At 39.5% G+C, this 26,423-nt stretch carries 30 protein-coding genes; 16 read left to right on the top strand and 14 right to left on the bottom strand.

Features of this window, described 5'->3' with window-relative positions; all coding sequences use genetic code 11:
- Nucleotides 1–4: 4 nt before the first annotated feature.
- The 4 genes from OZP11_RS03005 to OZP11_RS03020 form a co-directional block, all read right to left on the bottom strand.
- Entirely contained in the window at nt 5–1,090 is a 1,086-nt protein-coding gene (locus tag OZP11_RS03005; RefSeq protein WP_281233743.1) for an efflux RND transporter periplasmic adaptor subunit, read from the bottom strand.
- An 11-nt stretch (nt 1,091–1,101) separates the two neighbouring features.
- Nucleotides 1,102–2,433, bottom strand: a complete 1,332-nt coding sequence (locus OZP11_RS03010; protein WP_281233744.1) for a TolC family protein — start codon at nt 2,431–2,433, stop codon at nt 1,102–1,104.
- A gap of 56 nt (nt 2,434–2,489) precedes the next feature.
- The gene (locus OZP11_RS03015; RefSeq protein WP_229350995.1) at nt 2,490–3,107 is read right to left on the bottom strand and encodes a TetR/AcrR family transcriptional regulator; all 618 of its coding nucleotides are present in this window, start codon (nt 3,105–3,107) and stop codon (nt 2,490–2,492) included.
- Between the two features lie 83 nt (nt 3,108–3,190).
- Nucleotides 3,191–3,958 carry an SDR family oxidoreductase gene (locus tag OZP11_RS03020; RefSeq protein ID WP_281233745.1) on the bottom strand — a complete coding sequence of 256 codons (768 nt, stop codon included), beginning with the start codon at nt 3,956–3,958 and terminating at the stop codon, nt 3,191–3,193.
- 102 nt (nt 3,959–4,060) lie between these two features.
- On the opposite strand from OZP11_RS03020, the gene OZP11_RS03025 reads away from it, so the two are divergent.
- Complete coding sequence (locus tag OZP11_RS03025) at nt 4,061–4,474, top strand: winged helix-turn-helix transcriptional regulator (RefSeq protein ID WP_281233746.1); 414 nt, start codon at nt 4,061–4,063, stop codon at nt 4,472–4,474.
- A gap of 609 nt (nt 4,475–5,083) precedes the next feature.
- Here OZP11_RS03025 and OZP11_RS03030 read toward each other — a convergent pair.
- From OZP11_RS03030 to OZP11_RS03040, 3 genes are all read right to left on the bottom strand, one after another.
- Nucleotides 5,084–6,238 (bottom strand): cation:proton antiporter, encoded by a 1,155-nt coding sequence (locus OZP11_RS03030; protein ID WP_281233747.1) that lies wholly within the window; start codon nt 6,236–6,238, stop codon nt 5,084–5,086.
- 67 nt (nt 6,239–6,305) lie between these two features.
- Nucleotides 6,306–6,758: an Hsp20/alpha crystallin family protein gene (locus OZP11_RS03035; protein ID WP_281233748.1), complete on the bottom strand. Its 453-nt coding sequence runs from the start codon at nt 6,756–6,758 to the stop codon at nt 6,306–6,308.
- Nucleotides 6,759–7,350: 592 nt separating this feature from the next.
- Nucleotides 7,351–7,854 carry a response regulator gene (locus OZP11_RS03040; protein WP_281233749.1) on the bottom strand — a complete coding sequence of 168 codons (504 nt, stop codon included), beginning with the start codon at nt 7,852–7,854 and terminating at the stop codon, nt 7,351–7,353.
- Between the two features lie 865 nt (nt 7,855–8,719).
- On the opposite strand from OZP11_RS03040, the gene OZP11_RS03045 reads away from it, so the two are divergent.
- Both OZP11_RS03045 and OZP11_RS03050 read left to right on the top strand, forming a co-directional pair.
- Nucleotides 8,720–9,715 carry an SDR family NAD(P)-dependent oxidoreductase gene (locus tag OZP11_RS03045; RefSeq protein WP_281233750.1) on the top strand — a complete coding sequence of 332 codons (996 nt, stop codon included), beginning with the start codon at nt 8,720–8,722 and terminating at the stop codon, nt 9,713–9,715.
- Nucleotides 9,716–9,745: 30 nt separating this feature from the next.
- Entirely contained in the window at nt 9,746–10,564 is an 819-nt protein-coding gene (locus OZP11_RS03050) for a helix-turn-helix domain-containing protein (RefSeq protein ID WP_281233751.1), read from the top strand.
- A gap of 319 nt (nt 10,565–10,883) precedes the next feature.
- Here OZP11_RS03050 and OZP11_RS03055 read toward each other — a convergent pair whose 3' ends face one another.
- From OZP11_RS03055 to OZP11_RS24910, 4 genes are all read right to left on the bottom strand, one after another.
- A complete protein-coding gene (locus tag OZP11_RS03055; protein WP_281233752.1) occupies nt 10,884–11,324 on the bottom strand; it encodes a nuclear transport factor 2 family protein in 441 nt (146 codons plus the stop codon).
- Between the two features lie 29 nt (nt 11,325–11,353).
- Nucleotides 11,354–11,725, bottom strand: coding sequence for a hypothetical protein (locus OZP11_RS03060; RefSeq protein ID WP_281233753.1), 372 nt, complete (start codon nt 11,723–11,725; stop codon nt 11,354–11,356).
- Between the two features lie 140 nt (nt 11,726–11,865).
- Nucleotides 11,866–12,396 (bottom strand): hypothetical protein, encoded by a 531-nt coding sequence (locus OZP11_RS03065; protein WP_281233754.1) that lies wholly within the window; start codon nt 12,394–12,396, stop codon nt 11,866–11,868.
- Between the two features lie 226 nt (nt 12,397–12,622).
- Entirely contained in the window at nt 12,623–12,832 is a 210-nt protein-coding gene (locus OZP11_RS24910; protein ID WP_432419650.1) for a DUF6922 domain-containing protein, read from the bottom strand.
- A gap of 272 nt (nt 12,833–13,104) precedes the next feature.
- Here OZP11_RS24910 and OZP11_RS03070 point away from each other — a divergent pair, with 272 nt between their 5' ends.
- Nucleotides 13,105–13,998: a bestrophin family protein gene (locus OZP11_RS03070; RefSeq protein WP_281233755.1), complete on the top strand. Its 894-nt coding sequence runs from the start codon at nt 13,105–13,107 to the stop codon at nt 13,996–13,998.
- Between the two features lie 79 nt (nt 13,999–14,077).
- Here the strand turns inward: OZP11_RS03070 and OZP11_RS03075 are convergent, their stop codons facing one another.
- Nucleotides 14,078–14,212 (bottom strand): histone H1, encoded by a 135-nt coding sequence (locus OZP11_RS03075; RefSeq protein WP_281233756.1) that lies wholly within the window; start codon nt 14,210–14,212, stop codon nt 14,078–14,080.
- A gap of 73 nt (nt 14,213–14,285) precedes the next feature.
- On the opposite strand from OZP11_RS03075, the gene OZP11_RS03080 reads away from it, so the two are divergent.
- From OZP11_RS03080 to OZP11_RS03105, 6 genes are all read left to right on the top strand, one after another.
- The gene (locus tag OZP11_RS03080; RefSeq protein ID WP_281233757.1) at nt 14,286–15,164 is read left to right on the top strand and encodes an alpha/beta hydrolase; all 879 of its coding nucleotides are present in this window, start codon (nt 14,286–14,288) and stop codon (nt 15,162–15,164) included.
- A complete protein-coding gene (locus OZP11_RS03085; RefSeq protein ID WP_281233758.1) occupies nt 15,154–15,645 on the top strand; it encodes an RNA polymerase sigma factor in 492 nt (163 codons plus the stop codon). The genes OZP11_RS03080 and OZP11_RS03085 overlap by 11 nt, the downstream gene beginning before the upstream one ends.
- Before the next feature lies 1 nt (nt 15,646).
- The gene (locus tag OZP11_RS03090) at nt 15,647–16,249 is read left to right on the top strand and encodes a hypothetical protein (protein ID WP_281233759.1); all 603 of its coding nucleotides are present in this window, start codon (nt 15,647–15,649) and stop codon (nt 16,247–16,249) included.
- Nucleotides 16,250–16,436: 187 nt separating this feature from the next.
- Entirely contained in the window at nt 16,437–18,125 is a 1,689-nt protein-coding gene (locus OZP11_RS03095) for a TolB-like translocation protein (protein WP_281233760.1), read from the top strand.
- A 74-nt stretch (nt 18,126–18,199) separates the two neighbouring features.
- Complete coding sequence (locus OZP11_RS03100; protein ID WP_281233761.1) at nt 18,200–18,502, top strand: DUF1304 domain-containing protein; 303 nt, start codon at nt 18,200–18,202, stop codon at nt 18,500–18,502.
- A gap of 91 nt (nt 18,503–18,593) precedes the next feature.
- Nucleotides 18,594–18,986: a VOC family protein gene (locus tag OZP11_RS03105; RefSeq protein ID WP_281233762.1), complete on the top strand. Its 393-nt coding sequence runs from the start codon at nt 18,594–18,596 to the stop codon at nt 18,984–18,986.
- 405 nt (nt 18,987–19,391) lie between these two features.
- Here OZP11_RS03105 and OZP11_RS03110 read toward each other — a convergent pair whose 3' ends face one another.
- The gene (locus OZP11_RS03110) at nt 19,392–19,637 is read right to left on the bottom strand and encodes a hypothetical protein (RefSeq protein WP_281233763.1); all 246 of its coding nucleotides are present in this window, start codon (nt 19,635–19,637) and stop codon (nt 19,392–19,394) included.
- Nucleotides 19,638–20,107: 470 nt separating this feature from the next.
- Between OZP11_RS03110 and OZP11_RS03115 the strand changes: the two genes are divergently transcribed.
- Nucleotides 20,108–21,214: an adenylate/guanylate cyclase domain-containing protein gene (locus tag OZP11_RS03115; RefSeq protein WP_281233764.1), complete on the top strand. Its 1,107-nt coding sequence runs from the start codon at nt 20,108–20,110 to the stop codon at nt 21,212–21,214.
- Here the strand turns inward: OZP11_RS03115 and OZP11_RS03120 are convergent.
- Nucleotides 21,211–22,005, bottom strand: a complete 795-nt coding sequence (locus OZP11_RS03120) for a sensor histidine kinase (protein WP_281233765.1) — start codon at nt 22,003–22,005, stop codon at nt 21,211–21,213. The two genes, OZP11_RS03115 and OZP11_RS03120, sit on opposite strands and share 4 nt — an antisense overlap.
- 502 nt (nt 22,006–22,507) lie before the next feature.
- Between OZP11_RS03120 and OZP11_RS03125 the strand changes: the two genes are divergently transcribed.
- The 5 genes from OZP11_RS03125 to OZP11_RS03145 all read left to right on the top strand — a co-directional run bounded on the left by OZP11_RS03125 (nt 22,508) and on the right by OZP11_RS03145 (nt 26,352).
- Nucleotides 22,508–23,083 carry a porin family protein gene (locus tag OZP11_RS03125; RefSeq protein ID WP_281233766.1) on the top strand — a complete coding sequence of 192 codons (576 nt, stop codon included), beginning with the start codon at nt 22,508–22,510 and terminating at the stop codon, nt 23,081–23,083.
- A gap of 169 nt (nt 23,084–23,252) precedes the next feature.
- Nucleotides 23,253–24,296: a sensor histidine kinase gene (locus OZP11_RS03130; RefSeq protein WP_281233767.1), complete on the top strand. Its 1,044-nt coding sequence runs from the start codon at nt 23,253–23,255 to the stop codon at nt 24,294–24,296.
- Nucleotides 24,293–25,057: a LytR/AlgR family response regulator transcription factor gene (locus OZP11_RS03135; RefSeq protein WP_281233768.1), complete on the top strand. Its 765-nt coding sequence runs from the start codon at nt 24,293–24,295 to the stop codon at nt 25,055–25,057. The genes OZP11_RS03130 and OZP11_RS03135 overlap by 4 nt, the downstream gene beginning before the upstream one ends.
- A gap of 136 nt (nt 25,058–25,193) precedes the next feature.
- On the top strand, nt 25,194–25,643 hold the full coding sequence (locus tag OZP11_RS03140; protein WP_281233769.1) for a DUF2141 domain-containing protein: 450 nt from the start codon (nt 25,194–25,196) through the stop codon (nt 25,641–25,643).
- 28 nt (nt 25,644–25,671) lie between these two features.
- Nucleotides 25,672–26,352, top strand: a complete 681-nt coding sequence (locus tag OZP11_RS03145) for a DUF4397 domain-containing protein (protein WP_281233770.1) — start codon at nt 25,672–25,674, stop codon at nt 26,350–26,352.
- Nucleotides 26,353–26,423 lie beyond the last annotated feature (71 nt).

The following is a 26,423-nucleotide window of genomic DNA, read 5'->3' on the forward strand; positions in this document are numbered from 1 at the left end:
CTGATTATTTAATGATCTTGATAGTTGATTGTTCGTTGAGATAAGCACTGTTTGAGATCACAATCTGATCTGTTTTCTGAAGACCTTCTTTTATGAATACTTTATTGTTCTCAAATTTATTAATGGTCACCAGCTGTCGTTTTACTTTGTTGTTTTCCACAATAAAAACAAACGCTTTGTTTCCGTCAGCTTCAATAAGCGAATTGTACGGAATGATGATGAAATCTTCTGAGTGCTCTGCCTTTATTTCGGCTTTTCCAAACATCCCCACCGCTGGTTTGCTTTTTTTAAGGCTCAGTTTTAATTCGACCTGAAAAGAACCTAGTGCTGCATCTGCCGCCTGCGATTTTCTAAAAATAAAGGCATCGAATTTTTCATCAGGATAACCGTCAAGCGTCACAGTGGCTTTCTGCCCTACTTTTACCGCGGCCCATTCTTTGTCTGTCAATCCTACTTTTAGCAGATAATTATTGTTTTGGGTGGTTTCATTTATAGCCAGAATTGGCGATCCTGCGCCAACTACTTCTCCTTCGCTGGCTATTTTTTTCGAAACAAAACCATTCGCAGCAGCATAAATTTTAGAATAACGCGCATTAAAAGCAACCGCATCTTTCTGTTTTTTAGCAATGTCAAGGCCCGTTTTGGTATTCTGAAGCTGTTCTAATGTATAAACACTGTCTTTGTACAAATTGCTTGCTCGTTTATAATCACGCTCGTACTTTTTGAGATTCAAATCGGTTTGGTTCAATCCTGCATTAATCTCTGTTTCGTCTAATGATGCCAGAAGCTGGCCTTTCTTAAAAAACTGGCCTTCTTCAACATAAATACGACTGATGACCCCTCCTATTTTAAATCCATAATTGGCCTGATTTTCTGTTGTTACTAAACCTGATGCGCTTATGGTATTGTTAAGAGCAAAAGATTCGACCGGAGCTGTTTTAATCGGGATGACATCCGCGCTTTCAAAGGGCGAATTTTCCTTTTTTTCTTCTTTACAGGCGTAAAAAAGCGTTAAAGCAAGCAATATAATCAACCCTTTTTTGGAGGCTGCGATATGTTTTTTTAGATAATTGTGAATCGTTAATTTCATGTTTTTTATTTTTAGTTAAAAGTAAAAGTGGCGTTGGCTCTTTCTAATTCTGCAAAAGCAATCCAGGAGTTATAAAGCGAAATATTAGTGTTAAGCTGCGCATTCACCCATTGGTTCTGTGCATCAAGCAGTTCTATATATATTGCCTGGCCTTCCTTGTACAATTTGGTAATGTCATCATTGTACTTTTTGGCCGACTGCTTTTGATTTTTATCAGCATTGAACTGCTCTAAGGCCGATTTTAGATTGTTCTGTGAAACCTGAAGCTGAAGCAGCAGCTGCTGTTTTACATTATCAGTTTGCGAGATGATTTTTTTACTGTCTTCTTCAACTTGCTTCAGCTTCCATTTGTTTTTGTTTCCCGAAAAGATATTCCACTCCAGCCCCACTCCGGCAAAATAGTAGCGTGAGTTTTTATCCGACTGAAAATCAAAATCCTGAATTCCGAAATCGGCAAAGCCGTTTACTTTTGGCAGCCAGTACGATTTGGTCAGTCTGCTTACATTTTCGTTTATTTCTTTTGCCTGAGTGAGCTTTTGCAGCTCTTCTCTATTTTGGGTATTTTCTGAAAGTACTTCTATTGGCAGTGCTTCACTCTGATCAGTTTCTATTGCGGCATCAAGTTTTTGATTCAATAAAAAATTAAAATAGGATCTGGCATTATTACTGGTTTGTCGGGCGGTTTCTAAATTGGCCTGAATGCGGATTACCTCATTATCGCTTCGTAAAACGGCAGTCCGGTTTATTTTTTCATTTTTAAATAAAGCCTGATTTACCCTTTGGTTTTCTTTTACCAAAGCCAGGGCATCTTCATAAATCTTAATACCTTCAACCGATTGCAGGTATTTGTAATAAGCAATTTTAATTTCCTTTACTAACTCTCTTTGATAGATTTCGAGTTCTATTTTTTGAAGCGTCGTCTGCTGGGCTTTTATTCTTTTATTATAAATAATTTCAAAATTCAGCAATGGCATCGTGGTATGAATTTTAGCATCATAAAAATTATCCGGATTTATCAAGACCGACTGATTTTCTAACATCGGAAAAGCGTTAGAATTGGTAATTTGATTTAAAGTATTATACACCGGATTCAGCATATCTCCAATTGGAATATCGATTGTCCTTCCGCCTTCTGCTTTGGTGTAACTTCCATTTAGGGAAACTGTTGGATAAAATAAAGCTCGTGCTTCTTTTAAGGCATACATGCTTTTATTAATATCAAAATTATGCTGCCTGATTACTTCGTTATTTTTTAAGCCGGTCTTTATATAAGTTTCCAGCTTGTTCTGTGCATACCCTGAATATCCTAGACAGAGTATTGCAAAAGTTAGTTTAATTTTCATTTATTGTACATTGTTTATTATTTGAACATTGTTCATTTTTTTGGGCAAAAAAATTTTTAAAGCTTTTCTATCATTTTTAGATATTCATTGTATCCGTCATACAAAATGGTATCGGGATTCGTAAAATTTACATTTTTAATTCTCTGGTGAATTTCCAGACAGCACATGCCATGTACCAAACTCCAAACCATAAATGCCAGCGGCTCTACATTATGGCCTTTAAAATAACCTTTGTTAATACATTCTTCAATAGTTTTTTTAACTAATCCAAATGCTGTGCATCCTTCATCCCAATCTTCATTCTCGGAGTCTTTCAGGAATTCTATTGGAGCTTTTAGATTAAACATCAAATCGTACATTTCAGAATTTTCGATGGCAAATTTGATATAGGCAAATCCCATTTTCTTTAATCTTTCCTTCGGATCTTCTATAGTATATAACTCCATAAAATAACTATCTAATTCCTGAAAACCTATTGTATGAAGATCATGGAGAATATCATTTTTATCTTTAAAATAAACATAAACAGTGCCTACACTGTAGTTAATTTCTTCAGCAATGTTTCTTATGGTGGTATGTTCAATTCCTTTTTCAACAAAAAGCTTTTTAGCACCTTTTAATATCAGGGCTTTTAAAGCTTCTTTTTCTTTTGCTTTTCTATCAATTGTACTCATACTTATTTTTATTACTGCAGACAAAGATATAAAATAAAATGAACGCTGTTCATTTTTTATTCAGTTAAATATTTTTATACAAATTAAGATTGCAATCTGGCCGTAATACCTTTATGATTCAATAACTTGTAAGCTAACTTTGGTAAAAATCTATTTAACAGATAAATCGCTTTTGTATCGCCAACACGAATAGTGTACGTATTGTTTTTTAATCCTTTTATTAAAGCATCAATTAGCACATCTGGTGTTATCGATTTACCTTCCATTCCCTCAGACATATTTGTTTTTACCAACGGTGGCAATAATTCAAATATTTTTATTCTGCTTCCAATTATCTGTAAATGATCTCGTAATGCTTCTGTATAAAAACGTACCGCAGCTTTTGATGCTGAATAAGTTGGTACAAGATTAGACGGCGTGTAACTCAATATCGATGATGTATTGATAATAGCTGCTTCTTTTCTGCTTTTAAGCATATCCAGAAAAAGATCATTTAAGAGAATAACTCCTAAGTAGTTAGTATTAATTTCCATGGCAGCTTTTTCAAAATGTTTTGAATTACTGAAACCTAAATTATCCTGACCATTCATAATTCCGGCATTGTTATAAAGTATATCGATACCACCCATTTCATTAATTTGGTTGTACAAAGCAACCGCGGCTTCCTGGCTGGACGCATCACTTTTAATGGTCGTAATGGATGGATACATTTTTTTGGCAAGATCCAATTTTTTCTGATCTCTTCCTGTAATAATTACTTTAGCACCTTCTGTAATGAACTGTTTTGCAGCCTCTAATCCGATTCCGGCAGATCCACCTGTAATCAAAATTATCTTACCTTTTAATTCCATAATTTTTCTATTTAGTTTATTATTTCTATATTTGCTTGCGAAATGCAAGTGCAAATATAAATACATTTACTTGCAAAAAGCAAGTGATTTTAATTTTATTTTATGAAAACTCAAAAAAAGAGATCAGACTGCCCGGTAAGTTTTTCACTTGAAGCCTTTGGTGACAAGTGGTCGCTGTTGATTGTTAGAGATTTAATGCTTAAAAAAAAATGTACCTATGGCGAATTGGCAAAATCCGATGAGAAGATCGCAACTAACATTTTAGCCGCTCGACTGCTCTCGTTAGAAGAAAACGGAATTATTCAGAAAATGGAGCATCCCGACAGTAAAGCCAAAGTATTGTATCAATTGACACAGAAAGGAATGGATTTAATTCCAATAATTGTTGAAATTAATCTTTGGGCAGAAAAGTATACCAACATTCCTGAAGAAAGAAAGGAATTGCTGGCACAAATGAATGCTGATAAGGAAGGATTTATTAAAAATGCTTTAAAAGAACTTGAATTAAATCTATAGTATAGATTACATAGCTACTACTTTTTTTGCCACGATAAATTTGGACTGGAATGTGCATGACAAAACACGCCCCCGCAGGTGCAGAACTGCCTCCAATTTTGTCACACAAGCTAAGGCGGTTTTAATAAAAGAGGTTAGCGATTTGTTCAAACCAAATTACCAAAGCCACTGGAAGACAAACAACTACATATAATAAGCCAATTTCTTCAAATCATCCAAAAAAAATGTTGAAATTTGTCCCGTCGGGGTCACAAACAAGCCAAATGTCACCAATTGAAGACAATTGGTGACATTTTTTTATAACCTTACTTATTTTTATTAGTCAAAAGTGCCGGGCTCCTCAGCAGCCCTAGCCCCGATAGCAGTTAAAATCCTTTTGCGCCGGGGTTCGGCGTAAAAGATTGGAACGGATAGCGAGAAGAGCTCCTAAAAAAACACTGTCAATCACAGTATATTTTATCATGCTAATAGCAATTCATATTATCTTAGACAGGCCGCTTGCAATCAATTCATCACTGGCATATTTTTTCTTAGGATGTTTTAAAAAACCTATTCTAAGAAAAAAAAATTACGGACCTGCAGGTCAAAAGAAAAAATAATCTTTCGCTTCTATTTCAGCCTGAAAATCAGCCGCTGAATAATCATAAGCCAGATTGCAGTCAGCATCATCGTTGAAGTAATTACAGCCAATGTTATTTGATACGTATAATTTTCTACTAATTTTAAAGAAGCTGCCATGGTCATTAAAATAAAACTGAATTCCCCTATCTGCGATAAGAGTGCCCCTGCATATAAACTGTCTCGCCAGGAGTTCTTAGTCAGTTTAAAAAGAATGGTATTAATCAGGCTGTTTATAAAGAGTACTGAAAATGAAATCAATATAATTGTACCTGTATTTTGAATAAAAAAATTAATATCTAACTGCAGTCCTACAGCTAAGAAAAAGAAAGCCATAAAAAATACCCTAAAAGGAATAAGGGAACTACCCAGCCAGCGGGTTGCCTTATCATGCCCGATTAATATTCCTGAAGCAAAAGCACCAAAGGCAGTAGACAAGCCAAACCATCCGCTGATCCAAGCCATTGTGAAACAGATACTAAAGCCGATAAAAACCTGCAGTTCATGGTCAACAGTAATCTCTTTGCGCATCGGAATTTTAAAAAGTTTTTTAGTCAGAGCCCCTTTCAAAAAAAGAATCATCAATACGCCTCCTGCGCATACTTTTATCAATTGAACTGCTGATACAGCGGTACCTGACATAAAATTCAAAGCCAGCATCATAGGTATAACCAATATATCCTGCATTAATAATACACCGCAGGTAATCATGCCGAGCTGACTTTTAATTTGGCCTGTTCTGGCCAGATACTGAAATACAATGGCCGAACTGCTGATGCTGATTGTAAAGGCAGTCAGTACAATTATTGTCATTTCCCATCCTGCATATGATCCAACAAAATACATGCAGATAAAACTAAGCACGACCTGAACAACTGAAATCAACAGCGGCTTGTAAAAATTACGCGTGAGATATTGAAGGTCAATCTCGCTTCCTATGGAAAACATCATAATAATGATCCCTATCTCACCAAGCTCTGATATCACATCAGGTTTGTGGATAATATTAAATACCTGAGGACCTAAAAGCACACCGGCCGCTATGTAGGCGATAAAATAAGGCTGCTTTAACCGCCGAAGCAATAAAATCAACAATAAGACAATAAGGGAAAGCACAGCAATCCCCGAGAATAATTGTGAGAGCATATTTTAAATTATTATCAAGAAAGCTGCCTTTATGGGGCAGCTTTCAATAAAAAATTCATAAAAGTTTTTAAGAAATCTCTATCATCCTTGGAGACTTTTGTCTGGCCTGTTCCAGTTTTGGAATAGACAGCAGTAAAATTCCATTTTCGTATCGGGCACGAATTCTATCTTCGTCCACTACATTTTTGGGAAGCACAAAACTTCTCTGGAAAGATTGGTAGCTGAACTCTCTGCGGGTGTAATTTTCTTGCTCTTTATTAACGTGTTCCTGCTTAAAGGAAGAAATAAGCAGCTGTCCATTATCAAGGGTAACCTTAAAGTCATCCCTGCTCATGCCGGGAGCTGCAACCTCTACTTCATAATTCTCGTCAGTTTCCTTAATATTCACTGAAGGCAGTGTGGTGCTTGTGGTTGAAAAATTGTTGTTTTCCCAATTGAAAAGATCGCGGCCAAAAACATCATCAAAAAACAAGCGTTGGAAAGCCGGCACATGGCTTCCGTTTCTTTTAATAAGATTCATAACAGTAATTTTTAAAATTGTTATACAATAAATTTTTGAACTTGCACAAAGGTGTGCACAAGGAAAAAAAACAAAAAATATGCCAGGGATTAATTCTGACATTTTTTCATAGTAGAAAAATGAAAAAATGTCATTTTAATCTACGATGAAGACCTTTTTTCGCACTGCTTATTTTCAGTATTGAGAGAATCTGCTGTCCTTACTTTTTACGATCCAAATTTAGAAGTTTCAGGAAAAAATGTCACTTCACCTGTAGAAATGTCGTGTGATCCTCCAACAATTCCAATTTCTCCATTTTCAATCATTTCTTTCAATATCGGACTGCGCTGCATTATCGATGAAACGGTACGCTTAACAATCTCTTCAAATCTACTCGTGGTTTCTAATTCAATAAAGAGGTTCTAATACGCAGCTTTCCTTAGCCCCGATAAAAGTGAAATCCTTTGCGGCGGAACTTGACGCAAAGATTGCTTCGACAGTTCGCTTGCGCTCGGGTGGAACGTATAGCGCGGAAAAGCTCCTAAAAAGACAATTAAATAGAATAAAGGGCATAATTGTAGAAAAAAAGCCAACTTCGGGTATGAATTCCTTATTAGTCCCGCTGCGATATATTCTTTTCAGAAACAAAAAATAAACTTATAACGGGTCTCAATAAAGCTTTGGCCCAGTGCAGAAGAAAGACTTTCTTTAGCAGCAGCACAAAGCCGGCAAAAGAATTTGGCTTCTGGACATAAAGGTCCGCCCCCTTTTCAAAGGTATCTTCAATATCCGAAGGATGGTTCCAGGTGGAGAGCATGACCGCAGGAATGTCGCGAAGCTCTTTATCGCCCTTTATTTCTTTCAGCGCCTGTTTGCCCCCTTTAACAGGCATATTGACATCTATAAAAATAATATCGGGATCGGGCTGGGATTTATCCCTGAGTGTATTCACGAGCTGCTGCCCGTTTTCAACCGCAGTTACCTCAGAGGGAATATCAGCTTCATCAAGGGCATCAATGAATAATTCCTGATCGTCCTTATCATCCTCGGCCAGTATAATTTTTACCGGCTCCTTTTCATTTAAGTTTTCACCAGAGGGGGTTTCAGAGCTTGTCATCTTTAGGCAGTTTTACAATTCTCAAAAGTACGGAAAATACATAAATGAAATGATAACCTGCAAAATTTAAAACATCGAGTTTAAGGGATTCTGTCTGAAATGATCTTTGGTCATCTATAGATGCTGGCAGTTTTTACTACTGATATTGAAACTGAAAATGACAGGCAGGCAAAAAATACTAGATACGTTAATATATTTGGATGATAAGGAATATATTTTTTAAACTCATTACTCATTACTGACAGAAGTTACATTACTATAAAAAAGGGCCTTATTAAATTACAGAATAAAGTTCTTTTGCAATTAACTGAATTAGCATTTAACCGTTTTTTAGCGCCCTAGTTAATCACTGAATTACGTTTAAGGAACAAAGGATTATACCAAATTCCGGGCAGTTAAGAATAAATCCATATCATTGGTTCAAATCGTACCAATAATTATAGGTAGTGTTAAATACTAGAGACAAATAGTGAAACCTCCTTTAAAAATGGTTTACTATATCATCATCTCTTGAATTTTCATCTCTTATAACTTGATTACTAGTTGTTGCTCGACTGAGGCAAAATATGGTTGGTTCCTCCAGCACTTGTATATTGGGTTGATTTTGCTTTTCTCATTGTCTGTAAACATCATTAAACTGATATAGCATCAGCTTGAATAGTAATGCTATAAATGTAGTACTATTAAAAACATTACTGGAAATAAACCCCTGGTTTGATTGGCTTTAGAATTATTATTTTAAGTTTAATATGACTCGCCGATTTTTAATTCGGACGTTTAAACAATGTATATTGAGACGTTTAAACAAAGTCATGTGTTCGTGTATCCTCTAATTTTGTCCTGTTAAATAACTTAAATTAAAAAAATGGAACAGAATAATTATCAGGGAAAATTGCAGAAAGCTACAGGTTCCGGATTTGATGCCAAATCCACCTCAAACAAGGTTATAAAAGGAATTGATCTTAAGGGAAAAATTGCCATTGTTACGGGCGGAAATACAGGTATTGGTCTGGAAACGGTGAAAACACTTGCCAGAGCCGGCGCAACAGTGATCGTACCTGCCAGAGATGTCGAAAAAGCCAAAAGAAATCTGGAAGGAATTGCAAATGTGCAAATAGAAAAAATGGATTTAATGAATCCCGATTCTATAGATGCTTTTGCTGAAAAGTTTTTGCTTTCAGGACAACCGCTTCATCTGCTCATTAACAATGCAGGAATTATGTGGGTGCCGCTCCGCAGGGATAAGCGAGGATATGAATCGCAGCTGGCAACCAATTATCTGGCGCTGTTTCAGATCACAGCAAGATTATGGCCTGCATTAAAAAAAGCAGATGGCGCAAGGGTGGTTAATGTTTCTTCAGGAGGACACCAATTTTCAGATTTTGATTTTGAAGATCCTAATTTTCTAAATCGGGAGTATGAAACTTTGCAGGGATATGGACAGTCAAAAACAGCAGTTAATCTTTTTTCGGTTGAATTAGATACACTTGCAAAAGCCTATAATGTGCGCAGTTATTCTTTATGTCCGGGCGCTGTTGGAGAAACAGAATTAGCAAGGGAAGCACCAGTTGATTTGTTTCAAAAACTGGGTTACAGTGATGCTGAAGGAAATATACTGCCGGAAGTTGCAGCGTCATTAAAAACAATTCCGCAAGGTGCATCTACAACCCTTTGGGCAGCCACGAGCAAATTGCTGAATGATATTGGCGGGGTTTATTGTGAAAATACAGATATAGCAGCATTGAGTTCAAATGATGCAATTATTGGCGGTATTAAATCGTATTCATTAGATCAAAAAAATGCAAAACGTTTGTGGAAATTAAGCGAGGAGATGACTGGAATAAAATTCGATCTTCATTAATATTTGTATCTTTATACCACACAAGCAATTATGGATTATCAGGTAAATTACATAAACCCAGAGATTAAACTTTCTAGTTATACCGGCAAGCTGTTTAAAACGGAAGCCGCGTTTAATGATCATTTGCTTGTGTGGTTAATTTCGGGGGAAACGAAAATTATTCAGGCAGATGAAACTTTTGTATTTGGTGCTGGAAATACTTTTTTAATTCCCCGAAATCAATTGGCTGCCATCATTAATATTCCAAAAGATGGTTTGCCGCACAAAGCAGTTGCCATGCATTTATCGGCAAAAAGACTTCGGGAATTTTATGATCACGAAAATGCAAAGTTAAAAACGGCGACACCAAAAATTTTCAGTTTCCATAAACATCCTTTATTGGAAAGCTGCTTGGCTTCGCTGATTCCTTATTTTGAAATGCAGGAAAATTTTCCCGAAAATATCGCTTCCTTAAAAATTACTGAGGCAATTTCGATACTTAGAACTATTGACCCGCATATAGATGCTGTACTGGCAAACTTTGATGAACCTTACAAGATTGATTTAATTGCTTTTATGGAGAAGAACTTTATGTTTAATATGCCATTGGAAAAGTTTGGCTATTTAACAGGCCGGAGTCTGACCACTTTTAAGCGTGATTTTCATAAGGCTTTCAACATTACACCGCAACGCTGGCTAACCAAAAAAAGATTAGAACTAGCCCATTATCAGCTTAGTGAAAAAAACAAAAAACCTGTTGACATTTATTATGAAACAGGTTTTGAAAATTTATCGCATTTTTCATTTGCATTCAAAAAACAGTTTGGTTATTCGCCAACTGAATTGCAAAGAATGAATAAAAATTTTTAAAGGATTGTTTGGTTAATGGCCTCTCTAAAAACGAGTGCTGTTTCTTTCAAATTTGCTGTAATAAGCTATGCAAGTTTATCTACTTTAAATAAATTATTACGTAATTCATCAATCCCCACCGGGTCATCCAAATCAAATTCATAAATCCAATGAAATACAGATAATTACATATTAATAAGCCATTTTCTTCAAATCATCCAAAAACAATGTTGAAATTTGTCCATTCGAGGTCATAAAAGCCGAATGGCACCAATTGTCTTCAAATGGTGCCATTTTTGTTTTACAACTGATAAGGTTTTTTACTCAAAGTATCTTCTAATTAAGGCTTTTTTTCGATGACAAATGCTTTGAGCTCTGCTATCTTCCCATCTTCGAATCGCCAGATATCACAATAATCAAAATGTTCATATTTTCCGGCCTTATTTTTTAATCGGATTTCCCCCGTCACCATAACAAAATTGTCTTCTTCGATTGCCTTTTCCACACTGAACACCGGTGGCTCCAAGTAGAATTCTTTCATATAAGCACGCACTTCTTCTTTTCCATTAAGAATACGCTCACCAATGAAAACCCATTTGGTATTTGCGGTACAGTAAGCTAAAAAACTTTCGTAATCGCCATTTTTCACAAATTCATTGGCTTTGTGTAAGATTGTTGTATTTGTCATTTTTGTCTGTTTTTTTAAATGATTATTTTTTGTTTGGGCACTAACATTGGATGTGACAATAAATAGTGTGATAATGATTAATGATTTTTTCATTTTAAATTGTAGTAAAACGTTAAGGAACATTAGATATTCTCTTCAATAGTTTGAATTCCAAATTCTGCCAGACGTCTTATAATATTATCCGATGAAACTATGGTTTCAGGAAGGTATAGACCTCCTGTTTTATGCGCAGTCTGTCCATTCAGGCCAAGAACCCTCTCTGCGATCATATAGACGCCTACCGCAGTTAGATGAGAATTCCCTTTAGGACCGGAAACAATGGTTCTGATTTTCTTCGGTTCTCCGGATGATGAGATCCCTTCTATCTCAATATACAAATCGTGTGATGCTGTCAAACCATTACTGCTGCCTATTGATTCCCCAATAATGAAATCAAACCGAATATTGCGGGCACTCGTAAAAGCTGCGATACTCGGAACGTCAAGGGTACTCATTGGATGTCCAATAGCCGATGATCCACCATACAGGTTAATCGGTCTTGCATTATTTTTTGAATCCACATACTGCCAATTTCCATCCTGACGGATCAGTGCCTTACCTACAAAACCACTAACTTCTTCTGCAACCAATGGTCCTACCGGATCTTTTTCATCGTATAGTCCGGCAGTTTTAAATCGGTGCCGATATCTTTACCTTCACTGTAGTTTTTTTCACGATATTTTATCTTATCTGTAAAAAATATTTTATTTGACTTGAAAGTTTTTAATATGTCCAATTCTCTTTTTTGCTTTTTAAGATTGGTTTTTCCGAGATAAAGCAATCCTGAGCACATACCTATTACATATTTCCCATCCTTGTTTTTTCTTGCATAAACAATTAATTGCGTATTTTCAGGAATGAATATGGAACAGGAACTTCCCATACTCCCATCGCTTCTTCCAGCTACATAAATTGCTTTTAGATTTTCGCCTTTAAAAAGTTCATTGATGATAAACTCTGTTTTATAGAGTTCTTCCGAGTTTTCATTTTTATAGTTCTTTACGATTTTAATTTTAGCAACAAAATCAGATTCTATATATTTTTCTGTTATTGCACTATCATCACAAATGCAGGCAAATAGTGGAAAGGAAAACAGCAATAAAACAATTTGTGATATTTTTTTCATTGTTTGCGGTTTAAAATTGGGGAAAAGATTCTCATACTCCAGCCGGTTTGGTATTAAATTAGACTTTTTCTTTAGGTCTTCATACCGAGGCTAAATCAAGTCAAAGGGTTTGCCCTTGCCATTGAGCCAGCAGTATATTTCTTCCTTTTTGAGTTCGGGAAAGAATTTGAGTGCTTCTTCAATGCAATAGTTGGACAGAAAAGAATCTGATCACCAATGGCTGTAATTACTTTTTCATAGCCGTAAAAACGCATGATCTCATCAATCTGATCCTGTCCCCACACTCTATAATACGTCCGATTGCCATTTTATATCCCCCTTGCCAAACGATCTTGTCAATTCTGAAATCCCAGAAGAATTTAGGATGAAGGTCAGGGATGTTTTTAGCTGATTCGATTATTTTTTTTAAAATTTGGTTACTATCAAATATAAGCAATTTCTAGAATTATCTGCGACAACCTCTCTTTTTATTGAGGTTTTAAGTCAAATTCCGGCTTTGTTGTTTGAATTTACATTAAAGGGCTTTCAGCAGCTTTAAGTTAAATGAAGCTTTTATATCAACAGTATTTGCCTGGTTTACAACATGATTTCTTTTTGATTTATCCAGGCAATTATATTCCTAAAATTATATAACAATTACCCAAAATATTAGTACTTCAAAAATATCCTGTTCTTTAATTTTGTCTATAAATTTCAAACCATCCCCTTATGCTCACTAATACTAAAATCCCGGTTTCATACCTTTTCAATAAAGTCAAGTATGAAATTTTCTTTGTGCTGGTCATCGGCATGCTGGTTCATTATCTCACTACGGAGTTTAAAAACATTATTCCTTTAATGCCCATCACTATTCCCGCATTCATCGGAACGGCCATTTCGGTGATACTCTCCTTCAAGCTCAATCAGTCTTATGACCGCTGGTGGGAAGCCCGAAAAATTTGGGGAAGCATCGTCAACGACAGCAGAAGCCTGGTGTTGCAGCTGCAGTCATTTGTAGACAGGGAACATCAAAATGAAATCAGGGAAATTGGCCTCAGGCACATCGCCTGGTGCTACAGTCTGGGACAGACCTTGCGAGGCTTGGATCCTGTCGCTGGTTTGGAGAATTTTATTTCCGAAGCTGAAATACAAGAAGCTTCAAAACAAAGCAACAAACCCTTGGCCGTGCTGCAAGTCAATACCCTTCAGATAGCAGCGCTGAAAGAGAAAAAGGCCCTTGATATTTTCTCACAGGTGCAGCTCAACAATACCATGGTCAATTTTTCCAATTATATGGGAATGGCCGAGCGCATCAAAAACACTGTTTTTCCGATAACCTACAGGATATTTCTGCATTTTTTCATCTACATTTTTATTGTAACCCTTTCCATTGCCCTGAGGGATATCGAAAGCTATTTTGAAATCCCTTTGCTTTTAACCATTTCAACGACTTTTTTCCTTTTGGAAAAGACCGCCACCCACCTACAGGATCCTTTCAGAAACCGGCCGACCGATACCCCGGTAACGGCGATTGCCAGAACCATTGAAATAAACATCAAGGATTTATTGAAAGAAAAAGAAATTCCTGAACCTTTGGCGCCTGAAAAATATTATCAGTTATAGATTCTTGAAATTTATCTGCAAATCTCCTTTAAAAAAGAGGGCTGCCTTTAAAAAGACAGCCCCCAGAGGAAGAATGATTTTATTTTTTCGATTCTTCGATAGAAACTTTTCTAAACTCCTTCAATAGTTTTTCGATTTCTAAAGTTGATTTGCGGGCTCTTGCTCCGGCCGCTTTAACGCAGCTGCCCCCTATGCCATGGGCATTATATTTCAATAAAAATGTTTCTTTTTTGTAAGATTTCAAATCACTGGGCATCTAATCCTACAGAAATCAAAACATTATACCAATGAAACGACAATTTTTTATTCTCGCGATGTTTCTTTTTACCCTTCACGCGACAGCGCAGCACGCAGTCAAGGTCACGGCAGTGAGCAAAAAAGGTGATCCAATGATTTTTCTACCCCACATCGGCTGTTCATCTGCAATGTGGCAGGAAATCGCTGAAAAATACAGCGGCCGTTTCGCCTGCTATCTAGCCGATTTTGCAGGCTTTAACGGCCAGAAACCCCTTGACAGCTTATACACAGAAAATTATGTGAACGATTTGCGGGCATTCATCAAAAAAGAAAAACTAAAAAATGTTATTTTAGTGGGACAGAATTATGGTGCCTTTGTGGCTGTCAAATTAACCTCGGATAAAAGTCTGAGCATCAAAAACATCATTGCCTGCGATTTTTATCCCAAACTCAGCATGGTGCTGGATCCGGCGATGACAGACCAGAAGCTGCAAACCATCAAAAAGGGCATCCGTGAGGCAACCCTGCAAATGAACCCTGCCGATTTTGAGGCCAACCAGAGACAAACAGCGGAAATGATGAATTTTACAGATTCGAAAAATGTTGACCGTTTTGTCGAGTGGCAGAAAAAATCAGACAGAAAAACACTTGCAGAAACCCTGTGTGAACAATTTAGCGCAGATTTGCTTTCGGAGCTCCAAGAAAATAAAATCCCGATACTGGTTTTAACCACTTGGTATTTTGCAAAAAAGTATAAAAACATGCCGATTTCTGAAGCTGATAAAAAGCTGAAGGAAATGTATGGCGATACGCCAAATATTACGCATGCCGTAACCGAGCAGGCAAAAGATTTTATGGCAAATGACCAGCCAGAATGGTTTATCAGTGAAATGGATAAATTCTTAAAACAGCCTGCTGTTGGAAAATAAGCAAAAAATATTCGACCAGCTTTTTACCCAATACCGAGACTGGATTTTTCGTCTGTGCTGCACCTACACCAGAAGCGAAGCACAGGCAGAAGATTTGGTACAGGAATGTTTTTCCAAAGTATGGATAAATCTATCTTCATTCGAACATCGCTCGGATTACAGTACTTGGATTTACAGGATTGCGGCCAATACCTGCCTGATGCAGCTGCGAAAAGAAAAAAACAGTCCGGTAGAATACCATGAGAACCTAAAAGACAATTCTCCTGAGGAAAAACCGAACGATAAGGAAGAGCAGTCCGTTTTCTTATATAAAGCCATCGCCCAGCTCAATGAAATAGACCGCATCATCATCTCGATGGTGCTCGAGGATGTTTCCCAGAAACAAATTGGGGATGTACTGGGAATCACCGAAAATAATGTAAATGTCAAGGTGCATCGCATCAAGAAGCAACTCAAAGAAATACTATCAAAAAACAACTGACATGGAAAAGGATTTTGAAGAACTAAAAACGCTCTTTCAGCAGAAGAAGCCTTCAGCTGCCTTTTCTCAAAAGGTTGTTGATCAAAAAGTCAAAGATGATATTTCGGGGCTGAAAATAAATCATCTTAAAACAATAATTACATTCATCATAACGCCAATAGCCCTTGTTTACATTGACAGCTTAAATGCAGAAAAAATGGATACATCCGCTTCAGGATTTTGGATTTTGATTGGCTGTTCTTTGTATTACGCCTTGAGCAAAACCTATCTTCTTTATCGCCTGAGTAAAATAAGGCCCATAGAGAGTGTTCTGGAAACCGTTAAAAAATTAGAACGCTATAAAAAACTCAATATTTGGATGCATACTTACGGCGAGGTTTTGTATGTTTTGATACTGGGTTTTGGCGTGTATTTGTACCTTAGACCGGTACTTGACAAATTCCTGCTGGATAAAACCGGACGTACTATCCTTTGTTTTTGGTGGGTCTGGGGAATTTGTATTCTATGGATGTTTTTTTACACCTTCGTTATCAAGCGCAGACGCATGAAAAAAGACGTTGCCATACTTGAAAAATATATGCAATACATTAAATCGGAGATATGATTAAATATCAAAAAGATAAAGCAACACTTGAAGCAGCTATCCAGGAAACATTACGGTAGTATTTTTAGAGAACACCGAAACCAGATTCTGTAGGATTTCGGTGTTTTGCTGTTTGTAATCCCAATAAATGAAATAAACTATGTAAGATTTTCTTTTTCACTGCATCTAAATAGAAAAAGAAAATATTATGAGAAAAATCAAAAATCTATTGCTGTGCATTTTATCTTTTAATAGCATTGTTAAAGCCCAGATCAATTCTGAAATCAAACTTTTTTCACCTGAGGTCATCTCTAATGGTAACGTATTCGGACTTACCATTTCGCCTGATGGAAGCAAAACTTACTTTGTCAATTCTTTTGGAGGAAGAAAAAAACTCCAGATAATGCAGAGTGAAAAAGTAAACGGAAAATGGCAGACACCAAAACCTGCTTTTTTTTCAGATCAAAAGTTTCGCGAAATAGACCCCTTTATTTCTCCAGACGGAAATACTATTCTATACAATTCAAGAAAAAGTCCCCAAAAGAATGCCAGTGATGATAAAGATCTCGATATCTGGATGGTGAGACGCAGTAAGGGAAAATGGGGCAAACCTTTTGCTCTTGGTGAGATCAACAGCAATGACAACGAGACTTATGCTACAATGACTGCCAACGGAAATATCTATTTTGGACTGCGCAGTGATCAAAAAGGCTATGGAGGTAACGATATCTACGTATCGAGGTTCGTGAAGGGCAAATACCAAAAACCCGTCAATCTGGGCTATCCCATCAATACAAAAAATGATCAAGGCAACAGTTACATCTCCCCTGATGAAAATTATATGATTTTCTCATCAGATGGACAAACATCAGGTTTTGGGCAGTCAGACCTTTACATCAGTTTTAATCTAAACGGTAAATGGACTTTGCCTCTCAATCTTGGTGATGGAATCAATTCGGAACAAAACGATTTCTGTCCGGTAGTTTTCAATCACGATACGCTCCTTTTTGCCAGATCTGAAAAAACTGGTGATCACTTAACAGAAAATATTTATACTGGAACAATCAACATTCCATTTCTTAGAGCTTTAGCGACAACACAACCAATATCAGCCCTTCACAACACAATCCCTGAAGGCGATGCTTATGGAATCACTTTTTCACCGGAGGGCAAATATGCCTACACTACTAAAAGCAGTGCAGATAGAAGTGTTTGTGAAATTTATCGTTTAGAAAATGGTTCAGATTACCATTTTCTAAACCCCGAAAAAATGGACATATGGCAGTTGACGCCCAATGTTTCTAATCCGGTTATCAGCCATGATGGCACATTTGCACTGCTGCGAATTTCAGAAACTGGCAAAGATCCTGACCTGTATATTTCAAGAAAAGATGTGCAGGGAAACTGGCAGAAACCTGTTCCCTTACCTGAGAACATAAATACGTCTGTCGATCAATATTATCCAGAACTAACCGCAGAAAATCACCTTTATTATTCGAGTAACGGCGATGTGTTTTATTCCGAATTCAGAAATGGACAGTGGCAGGATCCGTCTCCGGTAAAAGAGCTCAACACCAGTAATTTCTCCGAAAGCAATCTCGCTGTGAGCCGTGATGGAAAATGGCTGGTTTTCCTTTCCAACCGTACTGGGGTTTATGGGGCTTATGATTTGTATCTCTGTAAAAAAACATCCGAAAAGTGGTCTGAACCTGTTAATCTTGGTCCGGGTATCAATACCAATGCAATGGAATACCAGCCGAGATTTTCACTGGACAATAAAAAACTCTATTTTACCCGCTCGGTTTTTACAGATGGAAAAAGACAGGGAAAAGATCAGGTCATGGAAGTTGAGATTAGCGATTTGTTATCGAAATGGCAGTTACCTTCCCTAAATTGAAATACAATCAATAATCATCGGGTTTATCAAGAAACTGTGACAAATAAAACCCGCCTCGATGAAGATCTGATGGTGTGCGTCCAAAGAAATACTTAAATGGGCAGGAAGACCTTCAATTCCATACCCGCGCATTTATTCCCAGAAAAAAAGCATTGGCCGCCAACCAGGGGCTTTACAGCGGCTTTCTTGCCGCGGGGCTTATATGGTCATTGTTTATCTCTGATTTGTTCTGGCAGCGCAACATTGCACTGTTTTTTCTTTCCTGCATTTTGACCGCGGCAATTTACAGGGCTCTTACAGCCGGCAGGGCTATTTTCTTCAAGCAGGGACTTCCTGCATTGGCCGCCCTTGTTCTGGTGTTATGGCCTTCTTGTTAATACGCCGTCAACAGAAAAAAAAACGACCAAATGGTTTGTCCGAGATTAAAATTTAGGCTATTTTTAATACTGTAAAATCAAAACCTGCCCAATGAAGCACATACAACTGATCCAGACCATTCTTTATGTGGAAAATCAGCAATCAAGCGCTGATTTTTATAAGCAGCTCTTCCGACAGAAGCCTGATCTTGATGTTCCGGGAATGACAGAATTCATCCTGGCTGAAAACTGCAAACTGGGCTTGATGCCCAATAAGGGTATTGCAAAAATCCTTGCCCCTGCCATGCCTGATCCTGCTCTGGGAAATGGTATTCCAAGATGCGAGCTGTATTTTTATGTGCAGGATATTGAAATGGAATTTGAAAATGCGCTGAGGATCGGCGCCAGACTAATCAGCGGCATAGAAGACCGTGACTGGGGCGACAGGGCCTGTTATTTTGCGGACCCCGACGGACATATCATTGCCTGGGCTGAGAGATTATAGCGCCGGCATAAGAAGACCAAGGGCTTTCATTTAGGGTTGGGACTTGTAATACTATACATGTCTTAATAGCGAAATACACTTGTCCCGGATCTTTATGAGCGCCGTCCATCCAATATGCTCCGTTTTTATTAATAAAAATGAAATTGTTGTCTATGAACTTTATTTCGCAAAAAAGCTAAATAAGGCGAAAATCCCTTATTTTCTTTTTTGGAATCCAGCAGCACTATAGTCCTACAAAGCAGGACAGTCGTGATCTGCTTTTTTTTTATCTCTCAGCTGTCAGAAACCACATTGTTATATCCATGCCTGAATCTTTGACAACAGACCAAGACATACATCAAATACCGCAATGCAACGTACTTAAATCATTCATAGAATCTGTTTTTTTTGCAGTCGGAATACTTTTTATTCCAATGAGATGCTCTCAGAGAGGTTTTCCCTGGCCAGGAATGCCGAAATATACCCCTCGACTTCCGTTCTGCGTACAGTTGCCGTTCTAAAAGTGTTGATATGAAACTCCTCATCCTGGTCCAGGATATGGATAATCTCTGTGTAGCCCTTTGAAATGAGGCTTCCTTTGAGTTTAATGAAAGTGAGCTGCTGGCGCGCATCCAGATCTTTTCTCACTTTTAGCTGTATCATTTTTTCCATTGCAAAAGATTCGCTCTTTGTTTCCTTAGTTTAATTGTTCCAGGTGTTCTACAATCAAATATAGCTATTCTGCTGCTATTGCCCGGCCCTGAAAATGTTAAAAATTCCTAGTTTTGTCTTTTCCATACAAGATGTACGCTTCACCCCCCATTTTGTCCGTTTGAGCTTATTTTTTTAAGCACCAAAGACGTTGGCTTTATAAATTCGCACAGGCTTGAGCGCGTTTATAACAGCCATAAAGGCAGGTCTTTCCCTGCACCTGGCTGCCGGCTTTTAGTGTGGATTTCATTTTTTATATGCGGCCGCCTGTTTGTGCTTTTTTAGTTTTATTTATCAATCATCATTTCAAGCACGGCGGCTGCTTCAAAACTGCCTCTAAGATGTAGCGCAACTTTTCAAAAGCCCATGCCGTAGAAGATTTCGTGCTACTTCTTTTTGATGCTTAACTACTTGTAAACACTCAAAAAACTATGCCATTTTCAGCCTTCCGCCTGCGCTATTACTATCAGGAAATATTCCACATCACCCTTCTTTGGATCATCACTGGACTGCTTTTTGTCTATATAAAATTCAACGACCTGCACGATCTCTACATCTGCAGCAATTATCCATTTCCTGCAGGGACCACCAAAAGCCGCATATATGCCTTCTCCCTGGCGAGCTCCTTTGTGATCGGTCTGATGATGGCCCTGCTGCACACACTTGTATATCCCCGTCTCATCAGGACCCATAATCTTCTTATAACCGCAGGGCTGCGCAGCCTTGTTTTCTGTATTCTGGCTATTGTTCTGCTGCTGCTTTTCTTTGGGGAATCTCCATACCGGTTCTCCGCAAATCTCACCATGCAGAGCGCAGCGGCAGACATAACGGTATACCTGATCTTCATAGAGACCCTAATAGGGATGACCGTCACCCTCAGGCGGAGCTTGGGAAAGAATTATTACAGGAATTTTATCCGATCAACCTATTTTACCCCTGCCCTTGAAAACAGGGTCTTTATGTTCATGGACCTTAAAAATTCCACAGAGTCGGTGGAAAGGATGGGAAGCATCGCTTTCAGCAGCTTTATTCAGGACTGCTTCAAAGACCTCTGCGAGCAAGCGATGGACTATGGAGGTGAAATCTACCAGTTTGTCGGGGACGAAGCGGTCATTACATGGCCTGCAGCACATCATTTTGATTACAGCCTTTCTCTGGAGCTTCATTTTGCCCTAAAGGCACGCCTGGCAGATAAAGAAAAACAATACCTGGACAGGCACGATAATTTTCCCTGCTTTAGAAGCTCGGTGCACTGCGGGGAGGTATCGGCCGCACTTGTGGGGCGCTATAAGCAGGAAATCGCCTATCATGGCGGGGTGCTGAACCTGTGTTCGCGAATGCAGTCCATGTGCAGGGATTATGACATTGATCTGGTGATATCTGAAAAAATCCATCAGCAGCTCTCCATAAGCTCTTCGAGGTTCAGCTTCAAAGCCATGGATGGTCTTTGTTTCAAGGGAATTGAAAAAAAACAGCTGGCCTACAGCGTAAGCCTGCCTTCAAAGGGGCGCCTTGAGCCTGGGTGCCGAACAATCTAGTGCTTGAAAATAATACTTACAGCTGTACCCTGCGCTTCACCGCTCTGTATTTCCAGCCTGCAGCCGATTTTCTCGGCCAGGCTCATGACAAGCTGCAGGCCCAGTGCGGAACCTGTCTCTCCATCAGTTCCCCTGCCCGGCAGGGCCTGATTTTTTATCGCACTGAGCTTATCGATATCCATACCTTTTCCATTATCGCTTATAACCAGCTCCCACGGGCTCGATGTGATGGAAATACGACCGTTGAAGGGGGTGAACTTTACAGCATTTGAAACCAGGTTTCGGACAATTACCATAAGGATGTCAAAGTCAGTCTCAATGTTCTCAAGCTGCTCAAGGTCGGTGGAAATGGTTATATTCTTGCGCTCACAGGATAACTTAACTCCGCCGGCCACTTCAGAAACCAGAAGCGGAAAATCAATCAACACGGGCTTCAACTGAAGGCTGTTGAAATTCAGCCGTGCCCAGCTGAAGCTCGTCTCCAGCAATTGCAGCACCCTGGAAGATTCCTCGCGTATCTGGCGCATCATAGGTACAAACTCATCAGGTGAAAGATCCCTATTCTCGGCAAGGGAGGCCATTGTATACAGGTTGGCCAGAGGACTGCGCAGGTCGTGGCCCAGAATGGAGAGCATCATATCATTGCTGGAATTGGCCTTTTTTAACTCTTCCTGCAGCATGACATCGCTGTTGATATCCACATAGGCAATAATGAACAGGCTGTCCAGAACCGATGCCTTGATTTCAAACCATCGCCTTTCCCCTGAGCTGCAGGTGAGATGGACTTTCATTTTTATAAATTTCTGCTCGCCTCTTTCAATCTCCGCCGCCTGCTTTTCCAGGAGGTTAAAACCACGCTGCGGTACTCCCCCTGGGGATAGAGAAGCTCCAGCAGCGCATCCTTGCAAGGGGCTTCCTTGAGGCTGTAGCCGATCTGGGAGCTAAATTTTTTGTTGTAGAACAAACACTTATCCAGACTCGGCTTGCGATCCCAGACTATGATAGGATAGGGAAGAAAATCAACTAGTTTTCTGAGTTCTTTTCTGGATATTTCAGAATCATTAAAAAGGGTCATAACGGTAGGACTGGTATTACATTGGGACTGTTTGAAAGTGCAAAATAAAGGATTTCTGATTATTCTGTAAACAAAAAATGGCCAAAAATTAAATGGTTGTCCCTTTGGGCGCTTCAACCGAAATCTTGTCCGTTTCACCGAAGTTTTTCACAGTTTCTCATCACACCGCCACTAAATTTGCTGGGATTTAAAATTATAGCAACATTAAAATAAAAAGTATGAAAAAATTAATTCTGCTCAGCCTTATACTGGCATCTTCAAACCTTTTCAGTCAGAGTTTTTTGGACAGGCTCCACCTGGGCATCAAAGCAGGTGCCAACTACAGTGATTTTAGCAATGCCGGATTTGAGACAGAAGGGCTTGCGGGCTTTCATGCGGGGGTCGCAGTGGCCCTCGACATCAATGAGCGTTTCAGCATCCAGGAGGATTTTCTTTACTCCACACAGGGTGCAAAATTAAAAGGGGGCCCTCTGGATGGAAAAGAACTGAAATTATCCTATGCCGCCATTCCCATTGTGGTGAAGTACAAGACCAGCTTCGGACTCTATTTTGAGGCAGGTCCGCAGGTCGGTATCCTGGTTTCTGAAGATTTTAAGACCCTTACTCATGCTGATTTTGCAGAAAAAATAGACGCCGGCATGGTGGCGGGAATCGGATACCAGTTTGAAAACGGCCTGGGTATCGGAGCGCGTTATTATTTTGGACTAACCGATGTGGGCAAGTTAAAATCAGCCTCAGTCAATACCGATTTTCAGAACAATTCTTCCCAGGTAAGCCTCTTTTATATGTTTTAATCAAAGGATCGTGCCCGGGCGCATAATGATCTTTTTTTATTCCCGACTGCCTGTCCAAGGCAGCGGGATTAATTGTTTAAAAACCATAACCGGAATCTGGTAATCTTTTGTATTTTAAAGCCCTGATAAAACACTCAAACAATCCGTCCTCTTAAAAGAACAACATCCAATGAATAGCATAGCCAAATCTTTTAATCCAGTGATCATGAAGGATATATACCGAATGAATATCTTCTTTACGCTGCTGGTTTCCCTTCTGGCCTTTTTTTATCTGATTATCTTCAAACCTTCTGCCGTACTGGTGCTTTTCATGACCCTTAAAAACGTGAGTTATCTGCTGATGCTGACCTTCTCACTCTCTGCGATCCTGAAATACTGCGCCGAGAAATTTCCGCATGACCTGTTTCGATTCAGGCTCTGCAGGTATGCAGCCAGCTTCGGCACTGCTGTGCTGCTGCAGATGATCGTATGGCCCGTCTTTGCTTTTCTGGCAGAGGTAGAATGGAGATTTGATGATATGGATCTGGTGCTTACCTTTCTGATGGAAGCCGTGTTTTTCACCATCCTTCTGCTCCTGCTGCAGGACTTTGCCATCATCAGGCTGGCCAAAAGAAATGCAGAACTTGAAAATTCAACCCTGCAGCTGCGCACAGCCCAGGCTGAAATCCTGCTTCTCAAACAGCAGATACACCCCCATTTTTTATTCAATTCGCTCAATACCCTGAAGGCACTTTATAAAAAAGATATAATTCTTGGCGAAAAGTACCTCATACAGCTTGCCGCCTTCCTTCGCACCGGCGTATCATTGAACAGCAGCACGATTATACCCCTGGAGCAGGAAGTCGAATTCTGCAGGAATTATCTCCAGATGCAGCAGCTGCGCTTTGGAAGTGCTCTGGAGTGGGAAATACACATAAACGATCCTGGAATGCTCCAGGGCAAAGTCCCGGCCTTCTCCCTGCAGCCACTTGCAGAGAATGCCATCAAGCACAATAAATTCACCATACAACACCCCTTAAAAATAATTATCGAACAAAAACAGGATCTCATATCACTGTCCAATTCAATCAATCAGAAGCAGCCCGGGGAAACCTCGCTGAAAAGCGGACTGGCCAATCTGGCAGAACGATGCCTGATTTGTTCAGGAAGCGAAATTTCGATCAGTAATAACGGTCTTACCTTCTCGGTTGCTTTTAAAATAACAGACCCATGAAAATCATAATTATTGAAGACGAAAGCTTTGTGGCGGAAGATCTGGCAGCAAGCCTGAAAAACTGCAGTCCTGATATCCAGATCACAGCCATACTTACTTCTGTCAAAGAAGCCACAGCCTATTTCAGTGAAAACCCCGCCCCTGACCTTATCTTCAGCGACATCCAGCTGGGCGACGGCCTGAGCTTTGAAATTATGCAGGCTGTCTCGATCCAGGCCCCCGTAATTTTCTGCACTGCATTCAATGAATATGCCCTGGATGCCTTCAAGGCCAACGGCATTGAATATATCCTTAAACCCTTCAGTGAAGAGCAGCTCAGAAAAGCACTTCACAAATACACCTCCATGCGCAGTCTCTTTAATGGCAATCTGGCCCTTAAGTACCACAAAGCAATGGAAACCATCTCAAGACTGACCCCCGATGCCAGCCAGACCATCATGGTAAAATTCAGGGACAGGCTGCTTCCCTTCACTCTTGATAAAATTGCCCTTTTTTATGTGGAATCCGAAACTACAGTGCTGCACTGTTTTAACGGCAAAAGCTATATTATGGCAGAAAGCCTGGAGGAGCTTGAGAAAAGAACCGCTCCGCTTTTCTTCCGGATAAACCGCCAGCAGCTGGTCAGCCGCCGATCCATTGCCGAGGTAGCCGACTATTTTCCCCGCAGGCTTAAAGTGAGTCTAAATATTCCTTTTCATAAGGAAATTTTTGTGAGCCGCGAAAAAAGAAGCAGGGTTTTGGACTGGCTGGCCCGATCATAAACCCATGGGCAGCCCGGACTGTTATACTTCCGGGCATTGTCCGTTTGAAGTGCAAAGTTGTCCGTCTGGCGTACTTTTTCAAGGCTCTTTTGAAAATCCACCCTTACATTCGCGTCATAATCTTAAATGATATGACATGGCAGACAACCCATTTCCCCTTCGCAGTATTTTCATTCTCACTGCTCTTTTATTTATCTCTTCGGCCGCTTGCTACGGGCAAAACCTGCATCTGCTGGTAAGCGGTATGCGCTCGGAGAAAGGAAACATCATACTGAATGTTTTCAAGGATAAGGAATCGTACAGCCGCCAGCAACCGTTTAAAAAATTGATATTTGAGAAAAACGGCCCCAAAGGCGGAACGATGATCATCAGCTTTGATCTGAATCCAGCCCTGTACGGCATCACCTTGGTGGATGATGAAAACAAGGACGGCCAGCTCAATAAAAACTTTCTGGGAATCCCAAAAGAAGGTTTCGGCTTCTCCAATTTTTTTATGGAAAAAATGAAAAAACCCGATTTTGACGACTTTAAGACGGCTGTCAAATCCACAGGCAATAAAATTGCCATCAGAGTAAAATACATGTAAATCCTAAAATTTAATAAACAACTGAATTATGAGAACTAAAACCACCGCTGTGATCAAAGCAGCATTTGTACTTGCCGCCATGATAGTGCTGTCTTCGTGCGACAGCAACGAAGTAGATCCTTTCGGCTCGGGAAGGCTTAAAGTCGTAAATGCCGCACCGGATTCCGGCTCCCAGAAATTCATACTTGCCAATATCCCGTATATCGGAAATCTCAGTTATAAGGAGCATTCGGTATCGTATCATAAAGTGGCCGTAGGCAATAACCTTGTTGCCCAGTACAGGGATGAAGGAGACAATGACCTGTATGCTTCCCAGGAACTGGATCTGGATGACGATAAGACCTATACGGTGTATCTTACCGGAGGATCACGTTCCGATGCCGGGGTACGGCTTTTTGAGGATAACCTCTCCGCTCCGTCAAGCGGAAAGGCAAAGGTTAAATTTCTGCACCTTAGCGACGCTGGCCCCTCTTCAATAAATTTCACCGATGCAGCCGGGATAAGCCTTTCGGGGACCCTGGCCCGTTATACCCAAAGCAGCTATGCCGAGGTAAACGCAGGAGTTCTCGCCATACACGCACATTCCAGCGGGGCAACAGCCGACCTGGCCTTACTGGAATCGAATTTTCAGGATGGAAAAATCTATACGGTCTATATTTCCGGAAATGCTTCATCGGGCTACAGTATAGAGCAGATCCTGCACAATTAGCCCGCGGGAGGCAACTACATAAACAACAGTCGGGGCCGCTGTGGGGAGCGGTTCCGGCAATTTTTTTTTTA

The organism is Flavobacterium gelatinilyticum (assembly GCF_027111295.1).
GTDB classification, from domain to species: domain Bacteria; phylum Bacteroidota; class Bacteroidia; order Flavobacteriales; family Flavobacteriaceae; genus Flavobacterium; species Flavobacterium gelatinilyticum.

Bases quoted from the DNA above. Each gene is read 5' to 3' on its own strand.
- OZP11_RS03005 (WP_281233743.1), bottom strand. From the start codon at position 1,090: ATGAAATTAACGATTCACAATTATCTAAAAAAACATATCGCAGCCTCC.
- OZP11_RS03010 (WP_281233744.1), bottom strand. From the start codon at position 2,433: ATGAAAATTAAACTAACTTTTGCAATACTCTGTCTAGGATATTCAGGG.
- OZP11_RS03015 (WP_229350995.1), bottom strand. From the start codon at position 3,107: ATGAGTACAATTGATAGAAAAGCAAAAGAAAAAGAAGCTTTAAAAGCC.
- OZP11_RS03020 (WP_281233745.1), bottom strand. From the start codon at position 3,958: ATGGAATTAAAAGGTAAGATAATTTTGATTACAGGTGGATCTGCCGGA.
- OZP11_RS03025 (WP_281233746.1), top strand. From the start codon at position 4,061: ATGAAAACTCAAAAAAAGAGATCAGACTGCCCGGTAAGTTTTTCACTT.
- OZP11_RS03030 (WP_281233747.1), bottom strand. From the start codon at position 6,238: ATGCTCTCACAATTATTCTCGGGGATTGCTGTGCTTTCCCTTATTGTC.
- OZP11_RS03035 (WP_281233748.1), bottom strand. From the start codon at position 6,758: ATGAATCTTATTAAAAGAAACGGAAGCCATGTGCCGGCTTTCCAACGC.
- OZP11_RS03040 (WP_281233749.1), bottom strand. From the start codon at position 7,854: ATGACAAGCTCTGAAACCCCCTCTGGTGAAAACTTAAATGAAAAGGAG.
- OZP11_RS03045 (WP_281233750.1), top strand. From the start codon at position 8,720: ATGGAACAGAATAATTATCAGGGAAAATTGCAGAAAGCTACAGGTTCC.
- OZP11_RS03050 (WP_281233751.1), top strand. From the start codon at position 9,746: ATGGATTATCAGGTAAATTACATAAACCCAGAGATTAAACTTTCTAGT.
- OZP11_RS03055 (WP_281233752.1), bottom strand. From the start codon at position 11,324: ATGAAAAAATCATTAATCATTATCACACTATTTATTGTCACATCCAAT.
- OZP11_RS03060 (WP_281233753.1), bottom strand. From the start codon at position 11,725: ATGAGTACCCTTGACGTTCCGAGTATCGCAGCTTTTACGAGTGCCCGC.
- OZP11_RS03065 (WP_281233754.1), bottom strand. From the start codon at position 12,396: ATGAAAAAAATATCACAAATTGTTTTATTGCTGTTTTCCTTTCCACTA.
- OZP11_RS03070 (WP_281233755.1), top strand. From the start codon at position 13,105: ATGCTCACTAATACTAAAATCCCGGTTTCATACCTTTTCAATAAAGTC.
- OZP11_RS03080 (WP_281233757.1), top strand. From the start codon at position 14,286: ATGAAACGACAATTTTTTATTCTCGCGATGTTTCTTTTTACCCTTCAC.
- OZP11_RS03090 (WP_281233759.1), top strand. From the start codon at position 15,647: ATGGAAAAGGATTTTGAAGAACTAAAAACGCTCTTTCAGCAGAAGAAG.
- OZP11_RS03095 (WP_281233760.1), top strand. From the start codon at position 16,437: ATGAGAAAAATCAAAAATCTATTGCTGTGCATTTTATCTTTTAATAGC.
- OZP11_RS03105 (WP_281233762.1), top strand. From the start codon at position 18,594: ATGAAGCACATACAACTGATCCAGACCATTCTTTATGTGGAAAATCAG.
- OZP11_RS03110 (WP_281233763.1), bottom strand. From the start codon at position 19,637: ATGGAAAAAATGATACAGCTAAAAGTGAGAAAAGATCTGGATGCGCGC.
- OZP11_RS03115 (WP_281233764.1), top strand. From the start codon at position 20,108: ATGCCATTTTCAGCCTTCCGCCTGCGCTATTACTATCAGGAAATATTC.
- OZP11_RS03120 (WP_281233765.1), bottom strand. From the start codon at position 22,005: ATGAAAGTCCATCTCACCTGCAGCTCAGGGGAAAGGCGATGGTTTGAA.
- OZP11_RS03125 (WP_281233766.1), top strand. From the start codon at position 22,508: ATGAAAAAATTAATTCTGCTCAGCCTTATACTGGCATCTTCAAACCTT.
- OZP11_RS03130 (WP_281233767.1), top strand. From the start codon at position 23,253: ATGAATAGCATAGCCAAATCTTTTAATCCAGTGATCATGAAGGATATA.
- OZP11_RS03135 (WP_281233768.1), top strand. From the start codon at position 24,293: ATGAAAATCATAATTATTGAAGACGAAAGCTTTGTGGCGGAAGATCTG.
- OZP11_RS03140 (WP_281233769.1), top strand. From the start codon at position 25,194: ATGGCAGACAACCCATTTCCCCTTCGCAGTATTTTCATTCTCACTGCT.
- OZP11_RS03145 (WP_281233770.1), top strand. From the start codon at position 25,672: ATGAGAACTAAAACCACCGCTGTGATCAAAGCAGCATTTGTACTTGCC.